This window comes from Paracoccus pacificus, assembly GCF_042680785.1.
Taxonomy (GTDB): domain Bacteria; phylum Pseudomonadota; class Alphaproteobacteria; order Rhodobacterales; family Rhodobacteraceae; genus Paracoccus; species Paracoccus pacificus.
Window position 1 is genome coordinate 20,108 of record NZ_JBHUEN010000019.1, and the last position, 18,083, is coordinate 38,190.

General features: G+C 65.7%; 17 protein-coding genes and 1 riboswitch. Of the genes, 11 read left to right on the plus strand and 6 right to left on the minus strand.

From position 1 onward, the window contains the following. Positions 1-51: 51 nt before the first annotated feature. Positions 52-1,203 (plus strand): low temperature requirement protein A, encoded by a 1,152-nt coding sequence (locus ACFSCT_RS06840; RefSeq protein WP_379141283.1) that lies wholly within the window; start codon positions 52-54, stop codon positions 1,201-1,203. Between the two features lie 70 nt (positions 1,204-1,273). Here ACFSCT_RS06840 and ACFSCT_RS06845 read toward each other — a convergent pair whose 3' ends face one another. Continuing rightward, positions 1,274-1,528 carry a BolA family protein gene (locus tag ACFSCT_RS06845; protein WP_379141285.1) on the minus strand — a complete coding sequence of 85 codons (255 nt, stop codon included), beginning with the start codon at positions 1,526-1,528 and terminating at the stop codon, positions 1,274-1,276. 79 nt (positions 1,529-1,607) lie between these two features. On the opposite strand from ACFSCT_RS06845, the gene ACFSCT_RS06850 reads away from it, so the two are divergent. The 7 genes from ACFSCT_RS06850 (at position 1,608) to aroA (ending at position 9,198) form a co-directional block, all read left to right on the plus strand. Further along, positions 1,608-2,231, plus strand: a complete 624-nt coding sequence (locus ACFSCT_RS06850; protein ID WP_379141287.1) for a DnaJ domain-containing protein — start codon at positions 1,608-1,610, stop codon at positions 2,229-2,231. A gap of 7 nt (positions 2,232-2,238) precedes the next feature. Then, positions 2,239-3,795: an apolipoprotein N-acyltransferase gene (lnt, locus tag ACFSCT_RS06855; RefSeq protein ID WP_379141289.1), complete on the plus strand. Its 1,557-nt coding sequence runs from the start codon at positions 2,239-2,241 to the stop codon at positions 3,793-3,795. 50 nt (positions 3,796-3,845) lie between these two features. After that, positions 3,846-3,893, plus strand: a riboswitch (SAM-SAH riboswitch). A 4-nt stretch (positions 3,894-3,897) separates the two neighbouring features. Continuing rightward, entirely contained in the window at positions 3,898-5,064 is a 1,167-nt protein-coding gene (metK, locus tag ACFSCT_RS06860; RefSeq protein ID WP_379141291.1) for a methionine adenosyltransferase, read from the plus strand. A gap of 199 nt (positions 5,065-5,263) precedes the next feature. Next, entirely contained in the window at positions 5,264-6,241 is a 978-nt protein-coding gene (locus ACFSCT_RS06865) for a toll/interleukin-1 receptor domain-containing protein (protein ID WP_379141293.1), read from the plus strand. 184 nt (positions 6,242-6,425) lie between these two features. Continuing rightward, positions 6,426-6,905, plus strand: a complete 480-nt coding sequence (locus ACFSCT_RS06870) for a VOC family protein (RefSeq protein ID WP_379141295.1) — start codon at positions 6,426-6,428, stop codon at positions 6,903-6,905. A gap of 156 nt (positions 6,906-7,061) precedes the next feature. Further along, positions 7,062-7,790: a tRNA (guanine(46)-N(7))-methyltransferase TrmB gene (gene trmB / locus ACFSCT_RS06875; protein WP_379141296.1), complete on the plus strand. Its 729-nt coding sequence runs from the start codon at positions 7,062-7,064 to the stop codon at positions 7,788-7,790. A gap of 76 nt (positions 7,791-7,866) precedes the next feature. Next, complete coding sequence (gene aroA, locus ACFSCT_RS06880; protein WP_379141298.1) at positions 7,867-9,198, plus strand: 3-phosphoshikimate 1-carboxyvinyltransferase; 1,332 nt, start codon at positions 7,867-7,869, stop codon at positions 9,196-9,198. 80 nt (positions 9,199-9,278) lie between these two features. Here aroA and ACFSCT_RS06885 read toward each other — a convergent pair whose 3' ends face one another. The 4 genes from ACFSCT_RS06885 to ACFSCT_RS06900 all read right to left on the minus strand — a co-directional run bounded on the left by ACFSCT_RS06885 (position 9,279) and on the right by ACFSCT_RS06900 (position 13,324). After that, the gene (locus ACFSCT_RS06885) at positions 9,279-10,145 is read right to left on the minus strand and encodes a hypothetical protein (RefSeq protein ID WP_379141300.1); all 867 of its coding nucleotides are present in this window, start codon (positions 10,143-10,145) and stop codon (positions 9,279-9,281) included. A 140-nt stretch (positions 10,146-10,285) separates the two neighbouring features. After that, positions 10,286-11,158, minus strand: coding sequence for a 3-hydroxyisobutyrate dehydrogenase (gene mmsB / locus ACFSCT_RS06890; RefSeq protein WP_379141302.1), 873 nt, complete (start codon positions 11,156-11,158; stop codon positions 10,286-10,288). A 4-nt stretch (positions 11,159-11,162) separates the two neighbouring features. After that, the gene (locus ACFSCT_RS06895; RefSeq protein ID WP_379141304.1) at positions 11,163-12,179 is read right to left on the minus strand and encodes an enoyl-CoA hydratase/isomerase family protein; all 1,017 of its coding nucleotides are present in this window, start codon (positions 12,177-12,179) and stop codon (positions 11,163-11,165) included. Continuing rightward, complete coding sequence (locus ACFSCT_RS06900) at positions 12,179-13,324, minus strand: acyl-CoA dehydrogenase family protein (protein ID WP_379141415.1); 1,146 nt, start codon at positions 13,322-13,324, stop codon at positions 12,179-12,181. Before ACFSCT_RS06900 ends, ACFSCT_RS06895 begins: the two co-directional genes overlap by 1 nt. A 248-nt stretch (positions 13,325-13,572) precedes the next feature. Here ACFSCT_RS06900 and ACFSCT_RS06905 point away from each other — a divergent pair, with 248 nt between their 5' ends. Next, complete coding sequence (locus tag ACFSCT_RS06905; protein WP_379141305.1) at positions 13,573-14,751, plus strand: MFS transporter; 1,179 nt, start codon at positions 13,573-13,575, stop codon at positions 14,749-14,751. Here the strand turns inward: ACFSCT_RS06905 and ACFSCT_RS06910 are convergent. Further along, a complete protein-coding gene (locus ACFSCT_RS06910; protein ID WP_379141307.1) occupies positions 14,733-15,458 on the minus strand; it encodes a DUF599 domain-containing protein in 726 nt (241 codons plus the stop codon). The genes ACFSCT_RS06905 and ACFSCT_RS06910 overlap by 19 nt on opposite strands. A 90-nt stretch (positions 15,459-15,548) precedes the next feature. Between ACFSCT_RS06910 and ACFSCT_RS06915 the strand changes: the two genes are divergently transcribed. Together ACFSCT_RS06915 and ACFSCT_RS06920 are read left to right on the plus strand one after the other, a co-directional pair. Beyond that, positions 15,549-16,997: an FAD-linked oxidase C-terminal domain-containing protein gene (locus ACFSCT_RS06915; protein ID WP_379141309.1), complete on the plus strand. Its 1,449-nt coding sequence runs from the start codon at positions 15,549-15,551 to the stop codon at positions 16,995-16,997. Further along, positions 16,987-18,081 (plus strand): FAD-binding protein, encoded by a 1,095-nt coding sequence (locus ACFSCT_RS06920; protein ID WP_379141311.1) that lies wholly within the window; start codon positions 16,987-16,989, stop codon positions 18,079-18,081. The genes ACFSCT_RS06915 and ACFSCT_RS06920 overlap by 11 nt, the downstream gene beginning before the upstream one ends. Positions 18,082-18,083 lie beyond the last annotated feature (2 nt).

The window sequence follows — 18,083 nt, forward strand, 5'->3', positions numbered from 1 at the left end:
GCGATGATCCGTTCTTCGATTTGGATCGGGTACGGATGTTATGAGGATATCATGCGCAAACTCATTCCTCTGCCGCCGCTGGCCGCCCGCGATCCGAACGAGCATCACCGCGCCGCCACCCAGCTAGAACTGTTCTTCGACCTGATCAGCGTCATCGCCATCGGGGCGATCACCGCCAACCTGCATCACGCCATCAGCGAGGGGCACGGGCTGCAAGCCTTTCCGCGCTTCGCCTTTCTGTTCCTCGCGATCTGGTGGGCGTGGATGAATTTCACCTGGTTCGCCAGCGCCTTCGACCATGACGGGCCGGTGTTCCGGATTCTGGTGATGGTGATCATGCTGGGCGAGCTGATCTTCGCCGGCGGCGCGCGCTATATCTTTGAAACGCTGGACATGAGCTTTGGCGTTCTGGGCTGGTGCATCATGCGGGTGGGAATGGCGCTGTTGTGGTATTGCGCCTCATCCAACCCGGAATACGAACGCACCGCGCTGCGCTATGCCGGGGGGATCATGCTGGCCCAGTTCGGCTGGGTCGCCCTGTACTTTCTGGCGCCCCCGGGAACCGGGCTGTTCATCGGCATGGCGGCGGTGATCTGGGCGTTGGAATTTTCGGTTCCGGTCTATGCGGAATCGGCCAAGCTGACCCCGTTTCACCGCCACCACATGATCGAACGCTATGGGCTTCTGACCATCATCAGTCTGGGCGAGGTCATGGTGTCGATCTGTCTGGGCTTCGGCATGATGTTCGGCCCCGAGGCCGAGTTCGCGCCGGCCGTGACCTCGGTCGCCGCCGTGTTCATCACCTTCGCCCTGTTCTGGCTGTATTTCGCCGAGGTCGACCACCTGAAAAGCTCGACGTTCAGCACCGCGTTCAGCTGGGGCTACGTGCATGTGCTGATCTTCGGCGGCATTGCCGTGATTGGCGCGGTCGTCGCCGCCCAGATGGATCTGGTCGCGGGTGAAAGCAAGGCCGCCCCGGACGATGTGGCCTGGTGGCTGGCGGCATCGCTGGCGGTGGTCATGGCGGCGCTGTGGTTCGTCAGGGACCGCCATTATGCGCTGGGGATCCGGGGCTGGGCGCTGCCGGTGATGAGCGTCGTGGTGCTGATCGGCGGCGCGCTGGGGCTGTCCACCGTCGCCTTTGCGGTTCTGATGTGGATCGCGCTGCTTTGGCGCGTGCCGCAGATGACACGGTTCCGGTAAGGCATCCCGCGCCGCATCCGCGCCCCGGGGGGCAATCGTCCGGATCTGCCTACTATTCGTGCGCGACCGCCTAACCGTCCAGATCCATCGACAGCGCATGAATGCGGCCGACCAGATCGGCGCCCAGAGTGTCGTGGATCAGCCGGTGCCGCGCGATCCGCGACAGGCCGGCCAGCGCGGGCGCGCGCAGGGTGATGTGAAAATGCGTCTCGCCGCCTTCGCGCCAGCCGCCATGACCACGGTGCTTTTCGCTGTCGTCGCGAATCTCCAGCCGGGTCGGGTTCAGGGTTTTCAGCCGTTCCTGCAACTCTTGCGTGATTCCCATGCGTCAACCCCTTTCATGCGGCGCGAAATGCCCTAGACTGCGCATCCCGAGTCGGAAATGGCAATCAGCAGGACGCTTAATGACCCAGGAAGACCCGTTTGGGTTCGATATCTCGGCGGCTTCGGACAAGAAACGCCGGGCCAAGGGAAGGCGCGGCATGTCCGGCGCGTTCGAGACCTCAAGCAGGACCTGCGACAAGCAGGGCTGCGACAAACCGGGGCAATACCGCGCCCCCAAATCACCCCGCGCGCTGGACGATTACTATTGGTTCTGCAAGGACCATGTGCGCGAATACAATCTGAACTGGAACTATTTTCAGGGCCAGACCGAGGAGGAGTTCCAGAATTTTCTGGACAATGCGACGGTCTGGGAACGGCCCACGCGACCCTTTGGCCGCGCCGCGCAGGAACAGGCATGGGCACGGCACGGCGTCGACGATCCGCTGGAGATTCTGGGCGCGAATGGCACCAACCCGGCGGTGCGCAGTTCGACCCGCAAACTGCCCGCGACGGAACGCAAGGCGGTCGAGATCCTCGAGGCCAAGGATAGCTGGACCAAGGCGGAAATCCGCAAGCAATACAAGTCACTGGTCAAGGACCTTCACCCCGACATGAACGGCGGCGACCGCTCGGACGAGGAGCGTTTGCAAGAGGTGGTCTGGGCCTGGGACCAGATCAAGGACAGCCGGAATTTCCGCGATTGATCGCAGGATGAGCGCGTATCTGCCCCGCTTCTCGGCCGCCCGGGCCGGACGGAACCTGATTTCGGTCGCGCCGGGGTTTTTCGCCGGAATGCTGGCCTCGTTGGGGCTGTCGCCCTTTGGGTACTGGCCGATCTCGCTGGTCGCATTCGCGCTTGTGCTGTGGTTCGTGGCCGAGGCGCCGGCGGGCGCAGCCGCGTTTCGCCGCGCGCTGGCCTGCGGCATGGGCTATTTCGCGCTGGCGCTGAATTGGATCGTCGATCCGTTTCTGGTCCAGCCCGAGATTTTCGGCTGGATGGCCCCTTTCGCGCTGCTTCTGATGGCGCTGGGCGGCGGCATGTTCTGGGCGATACCGGGCTGGGTCGCGTGGCATGCGGGGCGCGGGGTCTCATTGCGGGCGCTGGGTTTTGCGGCCTGTCTGGTGCTGTCCGACTGGCTGCGCGGCTGGATATTCACCGGCTTTCCATGGGCGCTGAACGGCCAGATCTGGGTGGAAACGCCGATCGCGCAACTGGCGGCATATTGCGGCGCGCTGGGGCTGTCCTCGGTCACGGTGGTGGCGGCGGTGCTGCCGGTGGCGCTGGGACCGACGCGGCGCGGGATCATCACGGGCACCATCGCCTCGGCCCTGTTCCTTGCCGCCTGCTGGGGCCTTGGCAGTTGGCGCATGGCCGCGCCCCTGCCGCCTGATCTGGCCCGGACGGTGCGGCTGGTTCAGCCGGACGCGGTGCAGGCGCGGAAATGGGACCCGCAATGGGCGGGGGTGTTTTACGGCCGGATGCTGGACCTGACCGCCGCACCCGGCCGCGACGGCCGCCGCCCCGATCTGGTGATCTGGCCCGAAACGGCGGTGAATTTCCTGCTGGAGCAGCCGGGGGACGAATTGCTGCGCATCGCGCAGGCGGCGCAGGGCGCGCGGGTGGTGATCGGCGTGCAAAGCGGCCGCAACGGCGAATATTTCAACAGTCTGGCCGAGATCACCCCCGCGGGGCAGACCGGCGCGATCTATGACAAGTTTCATCTGGTCCCCTTCGGCGAATACCTTCCCTGGGGCAAACAGTTGCGCCGCTTCGGGATAAACGCCTTTGCGGCGCAGCTTGGGTCGGGCTTCACCCCCGGGGCGGGGCCGCGCGTGCTGCAACTGGGCGACCTGCCGCCGGTTCAGCCGCTGATCTGTTACGAGGTGATCTTTCCCGACCATCTGCGCGGGGACGACGAACGTCCCGGCTGGTTGTTGCAGGCCACCAATGACGCATGGTTCGGAACATGGACCGGCCCGTGGCAGCATCTGGCGCAGGCGCGGCTGCGGGCGATCGAATCGGGGCTGCCGCTGCTGCGTGTCGCCAATACCGGGGTCAGCGCGGTGATCGACGCGCGGGGCCGGGTGCGGCAACAGCTTGGTCTGGGCACGGTCGGTCTGATCGACACCGCGCTTCCCGCCGCGCTGCCGCCGACGCCGTTCATACGCTGGGGCGATTGGTGGGTGCCTTTGGACGCGGCATTGGCGGTTTTGCTGGTCGCCGTGGCCGCGCGCCGGCGGACGCCCCGAAAATCGGGCGGACTTTAGCCGCTCCATTGACCTTCGTCCCGGGCGGGGCTAACTCGGGCGGGACGACACGGCCCGTCCAACGGCTTCCTGGCGGACGGGCTTCACCTAATGGAGCAATTCATGACCAGAGAAAATTTCGTATTCACCTCGGAATCCGTGTCCGAGGGGCACCCCGACAAATTGTGCGACCAGATCTCGGACGCGGTGCTTGACGCGCTGCTGACCGAGGAACCGAACGCCCGCGTCGCCTGCGAAGCCTTCGCCACCACCGGAATGGTCGTCATCGGTGGGGAAATCGGCCTGTCGGACCGCGACAAGCTGAGCAATTACATGGGCCGCATCGGCCAGATCGCCCGCGACACGATCCACGACATCGGCTACGAGCAGGAGAAATTTCACTGGAATACCTGCCATGTGATGAATTTCCTGCACGAACAATCGGCCCATATCGCCCAGGGCGTGGACCGCGACGGGGCCGGGGATCAGGGCATCATGTTCGGCTATGCCGTTGATGAGACGCCCGAGCTTATGCCCGCGCCGATCCAGTATGCGCACGCGATCCTGCGCCGTCTGGCCGAGGCCCGCAAATCCGGTGCCGAGCCGACGCTTGGTCCCGATGCCAAGGCCCAGCTTTCCGTGCGGTACGAGAATGGCAAGCCGGCCGAGATCACCAGCCTTGTCCTCTCGCATCAGCACAAGGACGAAAACCAGACTTCGGACGACATCCGCGCCATCGTCGAGCCCTATGTGCGCGAGGTGCTGCCCGCGGGCTGGCTGACCGACAAGACCGAATGGTGGGTGAACCCGACCGGCACCTTCGTCATCGGCGGCCCCGACGGCGATGCCGGTCTGACCGGGCGCAAGATCATCGTCGACACCTATGGCGGCGCGGCGCCGCATGGCGGCGGGGCGTTTTCCGGCAAGGATCCGACCAAGGTCGACCGCTCGGCCGCCTATGCGGCGCGGTATCTGGCCAAGAACGTCGTCGCCGCGGGGCTGGCGAAACGCTGCGTGATCCAGCTTTCCTACGCGATCGGCGTGGCGAAACCGCTGTCGATCTATGCCGACACTTTCGGCACCGGCGAGGTCCCCGAGGCCGAGATCGAGCGCGCGCTTGGCCGGGTCATGGACCTGACCCCGCGCGGCATCCGCGACCACCTGTCGCTGAACCGCCCGATCTATCGCCGCACCGCCGCCTATGGCCATTTCGGCCGCGCCCCCGAAGACGATGGCGGTTTCAGCTGGGAACGCACCGACCTGACCGAGGCGCTGAAAAAGGCGGTCTGACGGTTCAATTCCGGTGGAGTGAGAATACGGCCGGGTGGTATTGCTGCCCGGCCGTTTTGGCGCGGGATGCGGTCAACGCAAACAGACGGGTCGGCCTATCAACGCAACCGTGCTATCGCTTCGATCATACGAATTTTATCTTTGACGAAACGCCTGCCGCAAAGTCATACCTGCTGTGCATGCGAGGGTTGGAGAAGCTATGGCTGCCCGGTTGTTTTTTTCGTATTGTCATGTGGATGAGGCGCTTCGGGACCGGCTCGAGGTCAATCTTGTAATGTTGAAACGTGAGGGGCTGCTCGCACCTTGGCACGACAGAGAAATCACTGCCGGCGATGAAATGAACCCGGCTATCCACGAAAAACTCGAGCAGGCAGACGTTATATTATTTTTGGTAAGTCCAGACTTCCTCGCCTCGACATACTGCTACGAGATAGAAGTGAAGCGTGCGATGGAGCGGCACGCAGAGGGTTCGGCCCGCGTGATACCGGTGATCCTGCGACCGTGCGAATGGAAAAAGGCGCCGTTTGGCAAGCTGCTCGCAACCCCCACCGACGCCGAACCGATCACCAAATGGGCCGATCGGGACGACGCATTTCTTGACGTGACCCGCGCCATTCGTAGGGCTGTTGAAGAGCTTGGAAAGACAACCGAACCGACGGCAACCGCTATTTCTTCCATCCATTCACCACTAGCCACACCGGCCGCTGCAACAACCTTACCGCGTTCGTCAAACATGCGTGTGACAAAGATATTCACTCAACATGATCAGGCCGCGTTCCGTGATGAAACATTCGAATTTGTCTCAAATTTCTTCGAGGGATCACTCGGGGAATTAGAGCGGCGAAACGCTGATGTTGAGACACGTTTCAGACGTATCGACGCGGATCGGTTCACCGCTGTTATCTATCGGTCCGGCAATCAAGTCAGCGCCTGCACAATTTTTCGCGGCGGGATGTTCGGTGGAGATAGGGATATTTACTATTCGATGCATGAAAATGCTGCGACAAACGGCTATAATGCGTCTGTATCCGTGGATTTTGATGAACAGTCGTTGTTCATGCGGGCCAGCCCAATGTCTTTTTCACGCAGTGGGAACGAAGAGGCTAAGCTAAGTTCTGAAGGAGTTGCAGAGTTTTACTGGTCGATACTGATGGAGCCGCTTCAGCGTTCTCGTTAGTGGGTATTATCGCGTAATCGGCACCAACGGATTTGGCGGAAACCGCCCGTCCGTCTCGCAGAAATTAGCCTATCCATAGAATCCTGCACCAACGCTTTGGGAACCTTTGCCGCGAACCTCGGTTTTAGGCATGCGCATTCGTCCCACCGACGCAGGCCCGCTCCACCCTCCGAAAGGAAACCCCATGGCTATCCCGAAAAACACCGTTTGTCTGTGGTATGACAAGGACGCCGAGGCGGCGGCGCGGTTTTATGCCGGGGTTTTTCCCGACAGCGCCGTGACCGCGGTGCATCGCGCGCCGGCCGATTACCCCTCGGGGAAAAAGGGCGACGTGCTGACCGTCGACTTCACCGTCTGCGGCATCCCTTGCATCGGGCTTAACGGCGGCACGGCCTTCCGGCAAAGCGAGGCGTTTTCGTTTCAGATCGCGACCGAGGATCAGGCGGAAACCGACCGCTATTGGAATGCCATCGTCGACAACGGCGGCCAGGAAAGCGCCTGCGGCTGGTGCAAGGACAAATGGGGCGTGTCATGGCAGATCACCCCGCGCACGCTGACCGAGGCGCTGGCCGCCGGCGGCGATGAGGCGCGTCGCGCCTTCGAGGCGATGATGGAGATGCAAAAGATCGACGTGGCGGCGATCGACAAGGCGCGGCGGGGCTAGCAAGCCCGGCCCCGCGCGCGCAGGACCCATAGGGATCAGATAACGAGCAGCACGGGGCTTAGGCCGCCCGCGCCCACGCCCAACGGGGCCCCTTATCCCCCACAGCGGCCCCTTGGCGCTTGACCCCGGGGACGGCGAGGGATAACCCGCGCGGCCATGTCACACAGCCCCTCGGACCCCGAAGCCCCCGATCTCAGCCCTTCCGATCCCGCGCTTACGCGGCGCAACTTCTATGGCCGCCGCCATGGCAAGACCTTGCGCCAAAGCCAGAAGGGGTATCTGGAGGATCTGGCCCATCTGCGGCCCAAGGGCGTCACCTTCGACGAAAACCCCGATCGCCGCCCCATCGCCCCCGGCACGATCTTTGGCGACGATCGTCCCTTGTGGCTGGAGATCGGCTTTGGCGGCGGTGAACATCTGGTCCATATGGCGTGCCTTTATCCGCAGGTCGGCGTCATCGGCTGCGAGCCCTTCATCAACGGCGTCGCCATGCTGCTGGGCAAGATCCGCGCGGCCGGGGTCGAAAATGTCAGCATCCTGCCGGGCGACGCGCGGGACCTGATGGATGTGCTGCCCGATGCCGCGATCGACCGGGCGTTTCTGAACTATCCCGACCCCTGGCCGAAGGCGCGCCATCACCGCCGCCGCTTTGTCACGCCCGAGCATCTGGAGCCTTTGGCCCGGATCATGCGCCCGGGCGCCGAGTTCCGCATCGCCACCGACATTCCCGATTACGTCCGTCAGGCCCGCGAAGAGGTGCCGGCGGCAGGCTTCACGCCGGTCGCCGACAGCGATCAGCCGTGGGATGACTGGCTGTCGACGCGGTATGAACAAAAGGCCCTGCGCGAGGGGCGGGTGCCGCATTACCTGACCTATCGCCGCTAACCCCCGCGCGGGCCGGCTGGACGGCCCTGCGAACTGGCGCTATCCACGGACGGCGAACCAAGCCCGGGGAAAGCCCATGTCCAGCCACGCCGAACCGCAACCGATGACCGCGCGCAAAAGCGGCCCGCTGACCGGCGTGGCCGAAATTCCCGGCGACAAATCAGTCAGCCATCGGGCGCTGATCCTTGGTGCGCTTTCGGTCGGACGCACCCGTATCACCGGGTTGCTGGAAGGGCAGGACGTTCTGGACACCGCCAAGGCGATGCAGGCTTTTGGCGCGAGTGTGAATCGGCTGGGTGATGGGGAATGGACTGTCGACGGCGTGGGCGTCGGCGGCTTTGCCGAGCCCGAAGGCGTAATCGACTGCGGCAATTCGGGCACCGGCGTGCGGCTGATCATGGGCGCGATGGCGACGACCCCGATCCGCGCCACCTTCACCGGCGACGCAAGCCTGTCGCGCCGCCCGATGGGCCGGGTGACCGATCCGCTGGCGCTGTTCGGGGCCGAATTCGCCGCGCGCGAAGGCGGCCGCCTGCCGATCACCGTGACCGGCGTGGCCGAGCCGGTGCCGGTGCGCTATGTGCTGCCGGTGCCCTCGGCGCAGGTGAAATCGGCGGTGCTGCTGGCGGGGCTGAATGCGCCCGGCCAGACCGTCGTGGTCGAGCATGAGCCGACGCGCGATCATACCGAGCGTATGCTGGCCGGTTTCGGCGCCACGATCACCACGGCCGAAACCCCGGAGGGCCGCGAAATCACCCTGACCGGCCGGCCCGAGCTGCGCCCGCAGGACGTGGCGGTGCCGCGCGATCCGTCCTCGGCGGCGTTTCCGGTCGCGGCGGCGCTGATCGTGCCGGGGTCGGAAATCCGCGTGCCCGGGGTCAGCCGCAATCCGACCCGCGATGGCTTCTATCGCACATTGCTGGAAATGGGCGCCGACATTCGCTTTGAAAATGAACGCGAGGAGGGGGGCGAGCCGGTCGCCGACCTGATCGTGCGGGCCTCGGCGCTGAAGGGCGTCGATGTGCCGGCCGAACGCGCGCCTAGCATGATCGACGAATATCCGATCCTGTCGGTGGTGGCCGCGATGGCGACGGGGCCGACCACGATGCGGGGACTGAAGGAGCTGCGGGTCAAGGAAACCGACCGGATCGAGGCGATGGCGGTGGGCCTGCGCGCCAACGGCGTCGAGGTGGAAACCGGAGACGCGCATATGATCGTGCAGGGGACCGGCGGCAAGGTCGCGGGCGGCGCCACCGTCGCCACCCATCTGGATCACCGCATCGCCATGTCGTTTCTGGTGCTGGGGCTGGTCGCCGAAAGCCCGGTCGGAATCGACGACGCCGCCCCCATCGCCACATCATTCCCGGATTTCGTTCCGTTGATGCGGCGGCTGGGTGCGGCGCTGTAGATCCGCGATCGGTCGCCGCGCGTCGGCGGCCGGGTCGGCGGGCGTTTGTGGGCGGCGGGTGACCGCCCCCGGAAGTGGCGTCAGTCCAGAATATTCTCGACCAGACGGATGATCGACAGGACCTGATCGGTCTGCGAATCCACCCGCACCAGTCGGTTGCCGATCACCGCATAGCGCGACCCCGAGGGCGGGGCGCCAAGGCCATAGCGTCCGGGCTCGGTGATATAATGGATCGTGTCGCGGTCGTAGATCCGTCCGACCTGAATATCCGCCACGCCTTTCTTGGCCTGACCGGGGGGGACGCAGGCGGGGCTTTTCTTGGCCAGACCCGGCGGGCAGTTGACGCTTTGCGCGTAAACATATTGCGGCTGGGTGCGATAGTATTCGGACCAGTCGCGGTCACGCGACCAGACGTATTCGCGGCCATCGCGCAGGTAACGGTCACGGTCCACCGTGAAGAAGCGGTTGGCGCCAAGCAGTTGCTCGCGATAGTACTGCGGGTTGTCGCGCTGGACCTGCTGCCACTGACGGGTCAACTCGCGCTGGCGCAGCGCCTCAAGCTCGGCCAGCGGGCTGGTACGCCGGACGATGCGGGGGGGCTCTACGCGGTCGCGGACGACGACCCGGCCATCGCGAAAGACGATCGGCCCCTCGGAGGTGGCCAAGGCCCGCGCGGTGACGGCGCGGCGGACCTGTTTCTTGGCGGCCTGCTGGCGCTGTTGCTGAAGCAGGATCTTGCGCCGTTCCTGCTGTTGCGCGGCCTGTTTCTTGGCCTTCTTCTTCTGGGCAGCCTGCTTCTGATGCTTGCCCTGATTTCCCTTGAGGACATAGGCGGCGTGCGAATTGCCCTTACCGTTGCCCTTATTGTCTTTCGCCAGTGCAGCCGGCGCCGTCACCACCAGGCTGGCGCCGATCAACAGCGCGGCGAGTTTGTTATAAACGGACATTGTGGTTTCTCACTTTGTCATCTGGGTTGGGTGGCCCGGCACTTCTGCGCCGAAACCAATAATTGATATGAAAACAGAACACCGGGCCGGCGGCTTTGTTCCCTTGCCGCAACGCGGGTATTTCCCGGGATATTCACAGATCAGGACCGGTGGCGCGACACAAGTCTTGGCAGCATCGCGGAAAAATCTTTTCCACGCCCGTTTTCCTCTTCAACAAAAGTTGAATACAGCGCGGTGGCAAGCTGTCCCATCGGCGTATCGGCGTCCGCTTCCTCGGCCGCGGTCTGCGACAGGCGCAGGTCCTTCAGCATCAGTTCGGCGGCGAAACCGGGCTTGTATTCGTTGTCCGCGGGCGATTTCGGACCCACGCCGGGGGCCGGGCAATAGGTGTTCATCGACCAGCTGGAGCCCGAGCTTGTCGACACCACGTCGAACATCTTTTGCCGGTCCAGACCCAGCTTGTCGGCCAGCGCGAAAGCCTCGCAAGTGGCGATCATGGTGACGCCAAGGATCATGTTGTTGCAGATCTTGGCGGCCTGTCCGGCACCGGATTCCCCGCAATGGACGGCCTTTTGCCCCATCACCTCGAAAAGTGGCTGAACGGTCGCGAAGGCGTCGCCGCTGCCGCCGACCATGAAGGTCAGGGTGCCGGCGTCTGCGCCGCCGATCCCGCCCGAGACCGGCGCGTCAAGCGCCCCCAGCCCCGCCGCCCCGGCCTGCGCGGCCACCGCGCGGGCGCTGGCCACGTCGACGGTCGAGCAGTCGCACAGGACCGCGCCGGGCTGCATCCTGTCGATGATCTGATCGGCGACCGCGCGCAGGATCTCGCCATTCGGCAGCATGGTTATGACGACTTCGGCGCCGGCAACGGCATCGGCCGCGTTGTTCACCGGCGTGACGCCTTCGGGTGTCGGCGCGGCGGTGTCGAAGCCCGTCACCTCATGCCCCGCGCGCGCCAGATTGCGCGCCATCGGCGCACCCATGTTTCCAAGCCCGATAAAGCCGATCTTCATGCCGTTACTCCTTCCACAATTCATTGGGGCCAAGCGGTGCCAGCATCGCGTCGACCTCGTCCTTGGTCACGTCGCCCGCGCCGGCGTGGCGCCAGCGGGGCTGGCGGTCCTTGTCGATGATCTGCGCCCGGACGCCCTCCAGAAAATCGCCGAACTCGGCCGCGCGGCTGGTAAAACGGTATTCGCGGGCCAGCGCATCGCGCACGGAATCGTCGGCGCGCGCCGCCCGGACCAGCGCCAGCCCCGCCGCCATCGACAGCGGAGAGTTGCGGGCCAGCGCCTTCGCCGCATCGCCGTCTTTGTCGCCCGAGGCGTTAACCGCCCTGACGATCGCGGCAAGATCACGGCCGCCATAGGCCGACAGATCCGCGCCCGCGATCGGCGCCTCGGGCGGCGGCGCGCCGACGATCAGGCCAACGTCGCCGGTTTCGGCCAGTTTTTCCTTCAGCGCCGGCCATTGCGCTTCGGGCAGGTAGGTATCGGCGAAATGCGCCGCGATCGCATCGCCCGGACCCATGCGCGCGCCGGTCAGGGTCAGGTATTCGCCCATCCGGCCCGGCGCATGGGCCAGAAGCCAGCTTCCGCCGACATCAGGGATAAGCCCGATGCCGGATTCCGGCATGGCGATGCGGGTGCTGTCGCCGACGATGCGGTGGCTGGCGTGGCCGCCGACACCGACGCCGCCGCCCATGACAAAGCCGTGCATGAAAGCCACGACCGGCTTTGGATATTCCGCGATCAGTGCGTTCATCCGGTATTCATCGGCGAAGAAGCCGGCGCCGGCGGCGAAATCCCCGGCGCGCCCGGCATGGTAGATCGCCGCGATATCGCCGCCGGCGCAAAAGGCGCGATCACCCTCGGCGTCGATCAGCACCAGTTCCACCTGCGGATCGTCCCGCCAGTCGTTCAGGGCCCGGGTGACCGCCAGCGCCATCTCGTGATCAAGCGCGTTCAGCGCCTGCGGCCGGGTAAAGGTGATGCGTCCGGCGCGGCCGTCCTTGCGGATATGAAGCTTCTCCATCACGCCCTCTCGGCCAGAAGCGCGCGGCTGACGATCAGCCGCATGATTTCGTTCGTGCCCTCGAGGATCTGATGAACCCGCAGGTCGCGGACGATCTTCTCGATCCCGTAATCGGCCAGATAGCCATAGCCGCCGTGCAGTTGCAGGCACTGGTTCGCGACCTCGAAGGCGCGGTCGGTGACGTAAAGCTTGGCCATGGCGCAGTATTTCGAGGCATCGGGCGCGCCACTGTCGAGCTTCCATGCCGCCTGACGCAGGAAAGTGCGGGTCGATTGCAGCGCGACCTCCATCTCGGCCAGCCGGAATTGCAGGGCCTGAAACTGATCGAGGGTTTTGCCGAAAGCCTTGCGCTCGGCCATATAGCCAAGGGTCGCGTCCAGCGCCGCCTGCGCGCCGCCAAGCGCACCGGCCGCGATGTTCAGACGGCCGCCGTCAAGGCCGGCCATGGCATAGCTGAAGCCGCGCCCTTCCTGCCCCAGCAGACCGTCCGCCGGCACTGCGCAATCGTCGAACTGGACCTGAGCCGTCGGCTGCGCGCGCCAGCCCATCTTGTCCTCGGGCGCGCCGAAGCTAAGCCCCGGGGTGCCGTCCTGAACCACGACCGTGGATATGCCCTTCGGCCCGTCCTCGCCGGTGCGGACCATCACCACATAGGCATCGGAATAGCCGCCGCCTGAAATAAAGGCCTTGGTCCCGTTCAGGACATAGCCCGCGTTGCTGCGGTCCGCCCGCGTGCGCAGCGCCGCCGCGTCCGAGCCGGATCCCGGTTCGGTCAGGCAATAGCTGTAGATTTTCGACATCGCGCAAAGCTCGGGCAGCAGGCGCGCCCGCATTTCCGCCGCGCCGAACTTGTCGATCATCCCGCCGCACATGTTGTGGATCGACAGAAACGACCCGACCGCGGGGCAGGCCATCGCCAGCGCCTCGAACACCAGCGTTCCGTCCAGCCGCGACAGGTTCGATCCGCCGTATTCCTCGGACACGTAAAGGCCGCCCAGACCAAGCTCGGCGAGCTTCGGCCACAGATCCCTGGGGATCGTGCCCTCGGCTTCCCACGCCCGGGCGTGCGGGGCAATATGTTCGGCGCCAAAGTCGCGGGCCAGATCGAATATGGCCTGCTGTTCTTCGCTTAGCGCGAAATCCATCGCGACCTCTCTCATCGTTGTCATTGTCCGGCTTTTGTCTTGTCTGTAAATGTTGCAGCAATTTTGCAAGCAAACCGGGCAGGGCGGATGCGGTTGCGCGATTTGCGCGGCGCGCAAGGCTGGGCTGCGGAATGGCTTATGCCGCACCGCAGAAAAGTCTGGTATGGAAGTCGGATCCTCAATGACCCATTGAATTTGCGACCCCAATGAATTTGCGCCGGGCAATGGTCCCGGAATCGGAGACCCGGATGAGCGCGACCGCCATCAATCCACCCCGCACCGGCATCAACTGGTCCATCATGGCGCTTATGTTGGGCGCATTTGCGATCGGCACCTCGGAATTCGCGGCCATGGGGCTGTTGCCGTGGTTCGCGGCCGATTTCGGCGCGACCGATGCGCAGGCCGGCCATGTGATCAGCGCCTATGCGCTGGGCGTCGTCTTTGGCGCGCCGGTGATGGCCGTGCTTGGCGCGCGGTTGCCGCGGCGGCGCTATCTGGCGATGCTGATCGGGGCCTACGGTGTCCTGAACCTGATCGCCGCCTTTGCGCCGGGGCTGGCGACGCTGACCCTGTTCCGGTTTCTGGCCGGTGTGCCGCATGGCGCGTTTCTGGGCGTCTCGATGGTGTTCGCGGCCGAGCAATTGCCACGCGAGCATCGCGCGCGTGGCGCGGCGCAGGTTCTGCTGGGGCTGACCATCGCCAATATCGCGGGCGTGCCGCTGGCCGGGGCGCTGGGGCAGGGGCTTGGCTGGCGCTGGGGTTTTGCGCTGCCGGGGGTCATCGGGCTGATGTCGGCGGCGCTGATCCTTCAGGTCGGCGCGCGCGGTCACAGCAACCCCAACGCGCGGCCGCTGGATGAATTGCGGGCGCTGCGCAACCCGGCGGTGCTGCTGGTGCTGTTGTTCGGCGCGGTCGGCTGCGGCGGGCTGTTCGCGGTCTACAGCTATATGTCCGCCGCCATTCTGGCCACCACGCAGGGGCCGGGCTGGGTGGTGCCGGGGGCGCTGTCCTTGTTCGGCATCGGCATGACCATTTCCAACATCGTGGCGGGCCGGTTGACCGACCGCAGCATCTGGGGCACGGCGCTGGGCTTTGTGCTGTTCATGATTTTCGGCCAGATCTTCGCGGCATTCGCGGTCGGAAGCTGGCCGCTGATGATGATCGCCAGCCTGCTGATCGGTCTGGGCTGCGGTGTGGTGATCCCGTTGCAGACCCGGCTGATGGATGTGGCCGACAAGGCGCAGAACATGGCCGCCGCGATGAACCACGCCGCGTTCAATGCCGCCAATGCGCTGGGTCCGTGGCTGGCGGGCATGGCGCTTGCCGCCGGTTACGGCTGGCGCGCGCCGGCATGGGTCGCGGTCGGGGTGACGCTGGTCGGGCTTTTGCTGCTGGGTCTGTGCTGGGCTCAGTCCCGGCGCCGCTGATCGTTCAGCGGCAGGTTTTCCAGCACCACCCGGCGCGAGTGCGACAGAAACTCGCGCCTAAGCGTGATCCATGTCACCACCGCCACCGCCGCGATCAGCATCCACGGCCCGATCAGCCATGCAAGCGCCCCGAGCGCATAATAGACCGAGCGCAGCCCGGTGTTGAAACTGCGCGCGGCGGTGATGTTCAACTCGGCCGCCTGCGCCGCGCGGGGCAGGGCGAGCGCGTCGTACGGGTCATTCGGCACCGCCGCCATGACGATCGCGCAATAGCCGAACAGCCGATGCGCCCAGACGAATTTCAGAAACGCCGTCACCACCAGAAACAGCGCCGTGACGATCTTGACCTCATAGATGATCAGCGGCGCGCGACCCAGTTCCAGCTCGGTGGCGATGCCCGCCAGCCGTTCGGTATTGCCCAAAAGCGCCACGCCGCCGCCGATCGCGATCATGCAGGCCGAGGCGTAGAAGCTGGTCGCCTGCCGCAGGCCTTCCTGCGTGGCGCTGTCGAAGATGCGCGGCTGGCGGGTGATAAGCTGGCGCATCCACTCGCGGCGATAGGCTTTCATCAGCACCGAGACCGAGGGGTGGCGCGCCGGCGGATGCTCGATGATCCAGCCGGTCGAAAGCCAGGCGAGGAACAGGAACGCCACCGCCGCGATGTCCAGAGGACCGAAGGGTCCGAATATGGCGCCTATGCCCTGCATGCGGCCCATCTAGCCGAGCGCCGGCGCGGTTGCCAAGCCCGCGCGTTCGGTCATAATCACCTGCGGCAAGCACGAGGGGAGGGCCAGCCGATGGAAATGCCGGCACCGGATCAGGGCGTGATCGCGCGCAAGGCCGAGATCGTGGCCAAGCTGCGCGCGGTGCTTGGCGCCGACAGCGTGATCGACGATCCGCATGAGACGCGGGCCTATGAATGCGACGCGCTGTCGGCCTATCGCTGTCCGCCGCTGGCCGCGATCCTGCCCCGGACCACGGCCGAGGTTGCCGCCGCGCTGGCCATCTGCCATGCCGAGGGCGTGCCGGTGGTGCCGCGCGGGTCGGGAACCAGCCTTGCCGGCGGCGCCATGCCCTCGTCGGATGCGGTGATCCTTGGTCTGGCGCGGATGAACGCGGTGCTGGAGACCGATTACGGCGACCGGCTGATCCGGGTGCAGGCCGGGCGCACCAACCTGTCGGTATCGGGCGCGGTCGAGGCCGAGGGGTTCTTTTACGCCCCCGACCCCTCGTCGCAACTGGCCTGCGCCATCGGCGGCAATATCGCGATGAACTCGGGCGGGGCGCATTGCCTGAAATACGGCGTCACCACCAACAACCTGCTGGGCGCGACCGTGGTCCTGATGGACGGCAGCGTGGTCGAGCTTGGCGGCCCGATGGGCGAGGCGCCGGGGCTTGATCTGCTGGGCGTCATCTGCGGCGCCGAGGGCCAGCTTGGCGTGGTGACCGAGGCGACGCTGCGCATCCTGCCGAAGCCCTTGGGCGCGCGGCCGGTGCTGGTCGCGTTCGACAGCAGCGAAACCGCCGGCGCCTGCGTGGCCGCGATCATCCGCGCCGGCATCATTCCGGTCGCCATCGAATTCATGGACCGCCCCTGCATCATGGCGACCGAAGCCTTCGCCGGCGCCGGCTATCCCGCATGCGAGGCGCTTCTGATCATCGATGTCGAGGGCTCGCCGCCCGAAATCGACGAACAGCTTGGCCTGATCCGGCAGATCGCCGAGGGGTTTTATCCGATCGAGTTTCGCGAAAGCCAGTCCGAGGACGAAAGCCGCCGCATCTGGCTGGGCCGCAAATCCGCCTTTGGCGCGATGGGGCAGTTGAACGATTACATGTGTCTGGACGGCACCATCCCGGTCAGCGCCCTGCCGCAGGTGCTGGCGCGGATCGGGCAGCTTTCGCAGGAAGCGGGGCTTGAGGTCGCGAATGTCTTTCACGCCGGCGATGGCAACATGCACCCGCTGATCCTGTACAATGCCAACAAGCCCGGCGATCTGGAGCGGTGCGAGGCGCTTGGCGCCGATATCCTGCGGCTTTGCGTCGAGGTCGGCGGCTGCCTGACCGGCGAACATGGCGTCGGCATCGAAAAGCGCGACCTGATGGGGGTGCAGTTCTCGGATCAGGATATGGACGCGCAGATGCGGGTCAAGGACGTGTTCGACCCGCATTGGCTGTTGAACGCGGCCAAGGTTTTCCCGCTGGCCGCCAGCCGCTCCCGACGCGAGGCGCGACCGAATGCGGCCTGAGTCCGAGGAACGCCTGGCCGAGATCGTCAGAACCGCCTCGGGCCCGCTGCATGTCAGGGGTGGCGGCACGCATCGCACCCCGCCCGAAGATACGACCGTGATCGAGATGGCCGGGTTGACCGGCGTCACGCTTTACGAGCCCGCCGCGATGACCCTGGTCGCCGCCGCCGGAACCACATTGGACAGCATCGACGCGATCCTCGCGGCCGAGGGGCAGCAGCTTGCCTTTGAACCGCCGTCGCCGGCCCGCGCGACGCTGGGCGGCATGGTGGCGATGAACGCCTCGGGTCCGCGCCGGGTTCAGGCGGGGGCGTGCCGCGACAGCCTTATCGGGTTGCGCTTTGTCGACGGGTTGGGGCAGGTGGCCAAGAACGGCGGCCGGGTGATGAAGAACGTCACCGGCTATGATCTAGTCAAGCTGATGGCGGGCAGCCGGGGCACGCTGGGCGTGCTGACCGAGGTCGCCTTCAAGACCGCGCCGATCCCGCCCGCCGCGCGCACGCTGTCGCTGCCGGATCTTGATGCGGCCCACGCGGTCGCGGCGCTGACGGCGGCGCTGACCAGCCCCCATGACGTCAGCGGCGCGGCATGGTTGCCGGGGCGCGGCGCGATGGTCCGGGTCGAGGGGCTGGCCGGTTCGGTCGGTTTTCGCGCCGGCGAACTCAGCCGCGTGCTGGCGCAGTTCGGCCCGGTCGAGGTCGATGCCGCCGATGCGGCGGACTGGCGCGAGCTGGCCGATATTCCGGTCGCTGTCACCGCCTCCGTCACCGCTGGCGTAGGCATCACCGATCCGGTTTCCGATCTGGTTTCCGATCTGGCCGGAGATCAGCTTTGGCGCATTCTGTGCCGGCCGTCGCAGAGCGGCCAGTTGCTGCGGGTGCTGCCGACGCCGGTGGCGCTGGATTGGGGCGGGGCGCTGATCTGGGTCCGGCTGCCGCGCGGCTGGACGCCGCCGCCGGGGTTGCCGGGGCAGGGCGAATGCATGGACGATGGCCGGATATTCCCCGCCCCCGACCCGCGCGTCGCCCGGCTGAACGCGGAATTGCGGGCGAAATTCGATCCGCGCGGCATATTCGGGGATTAAAC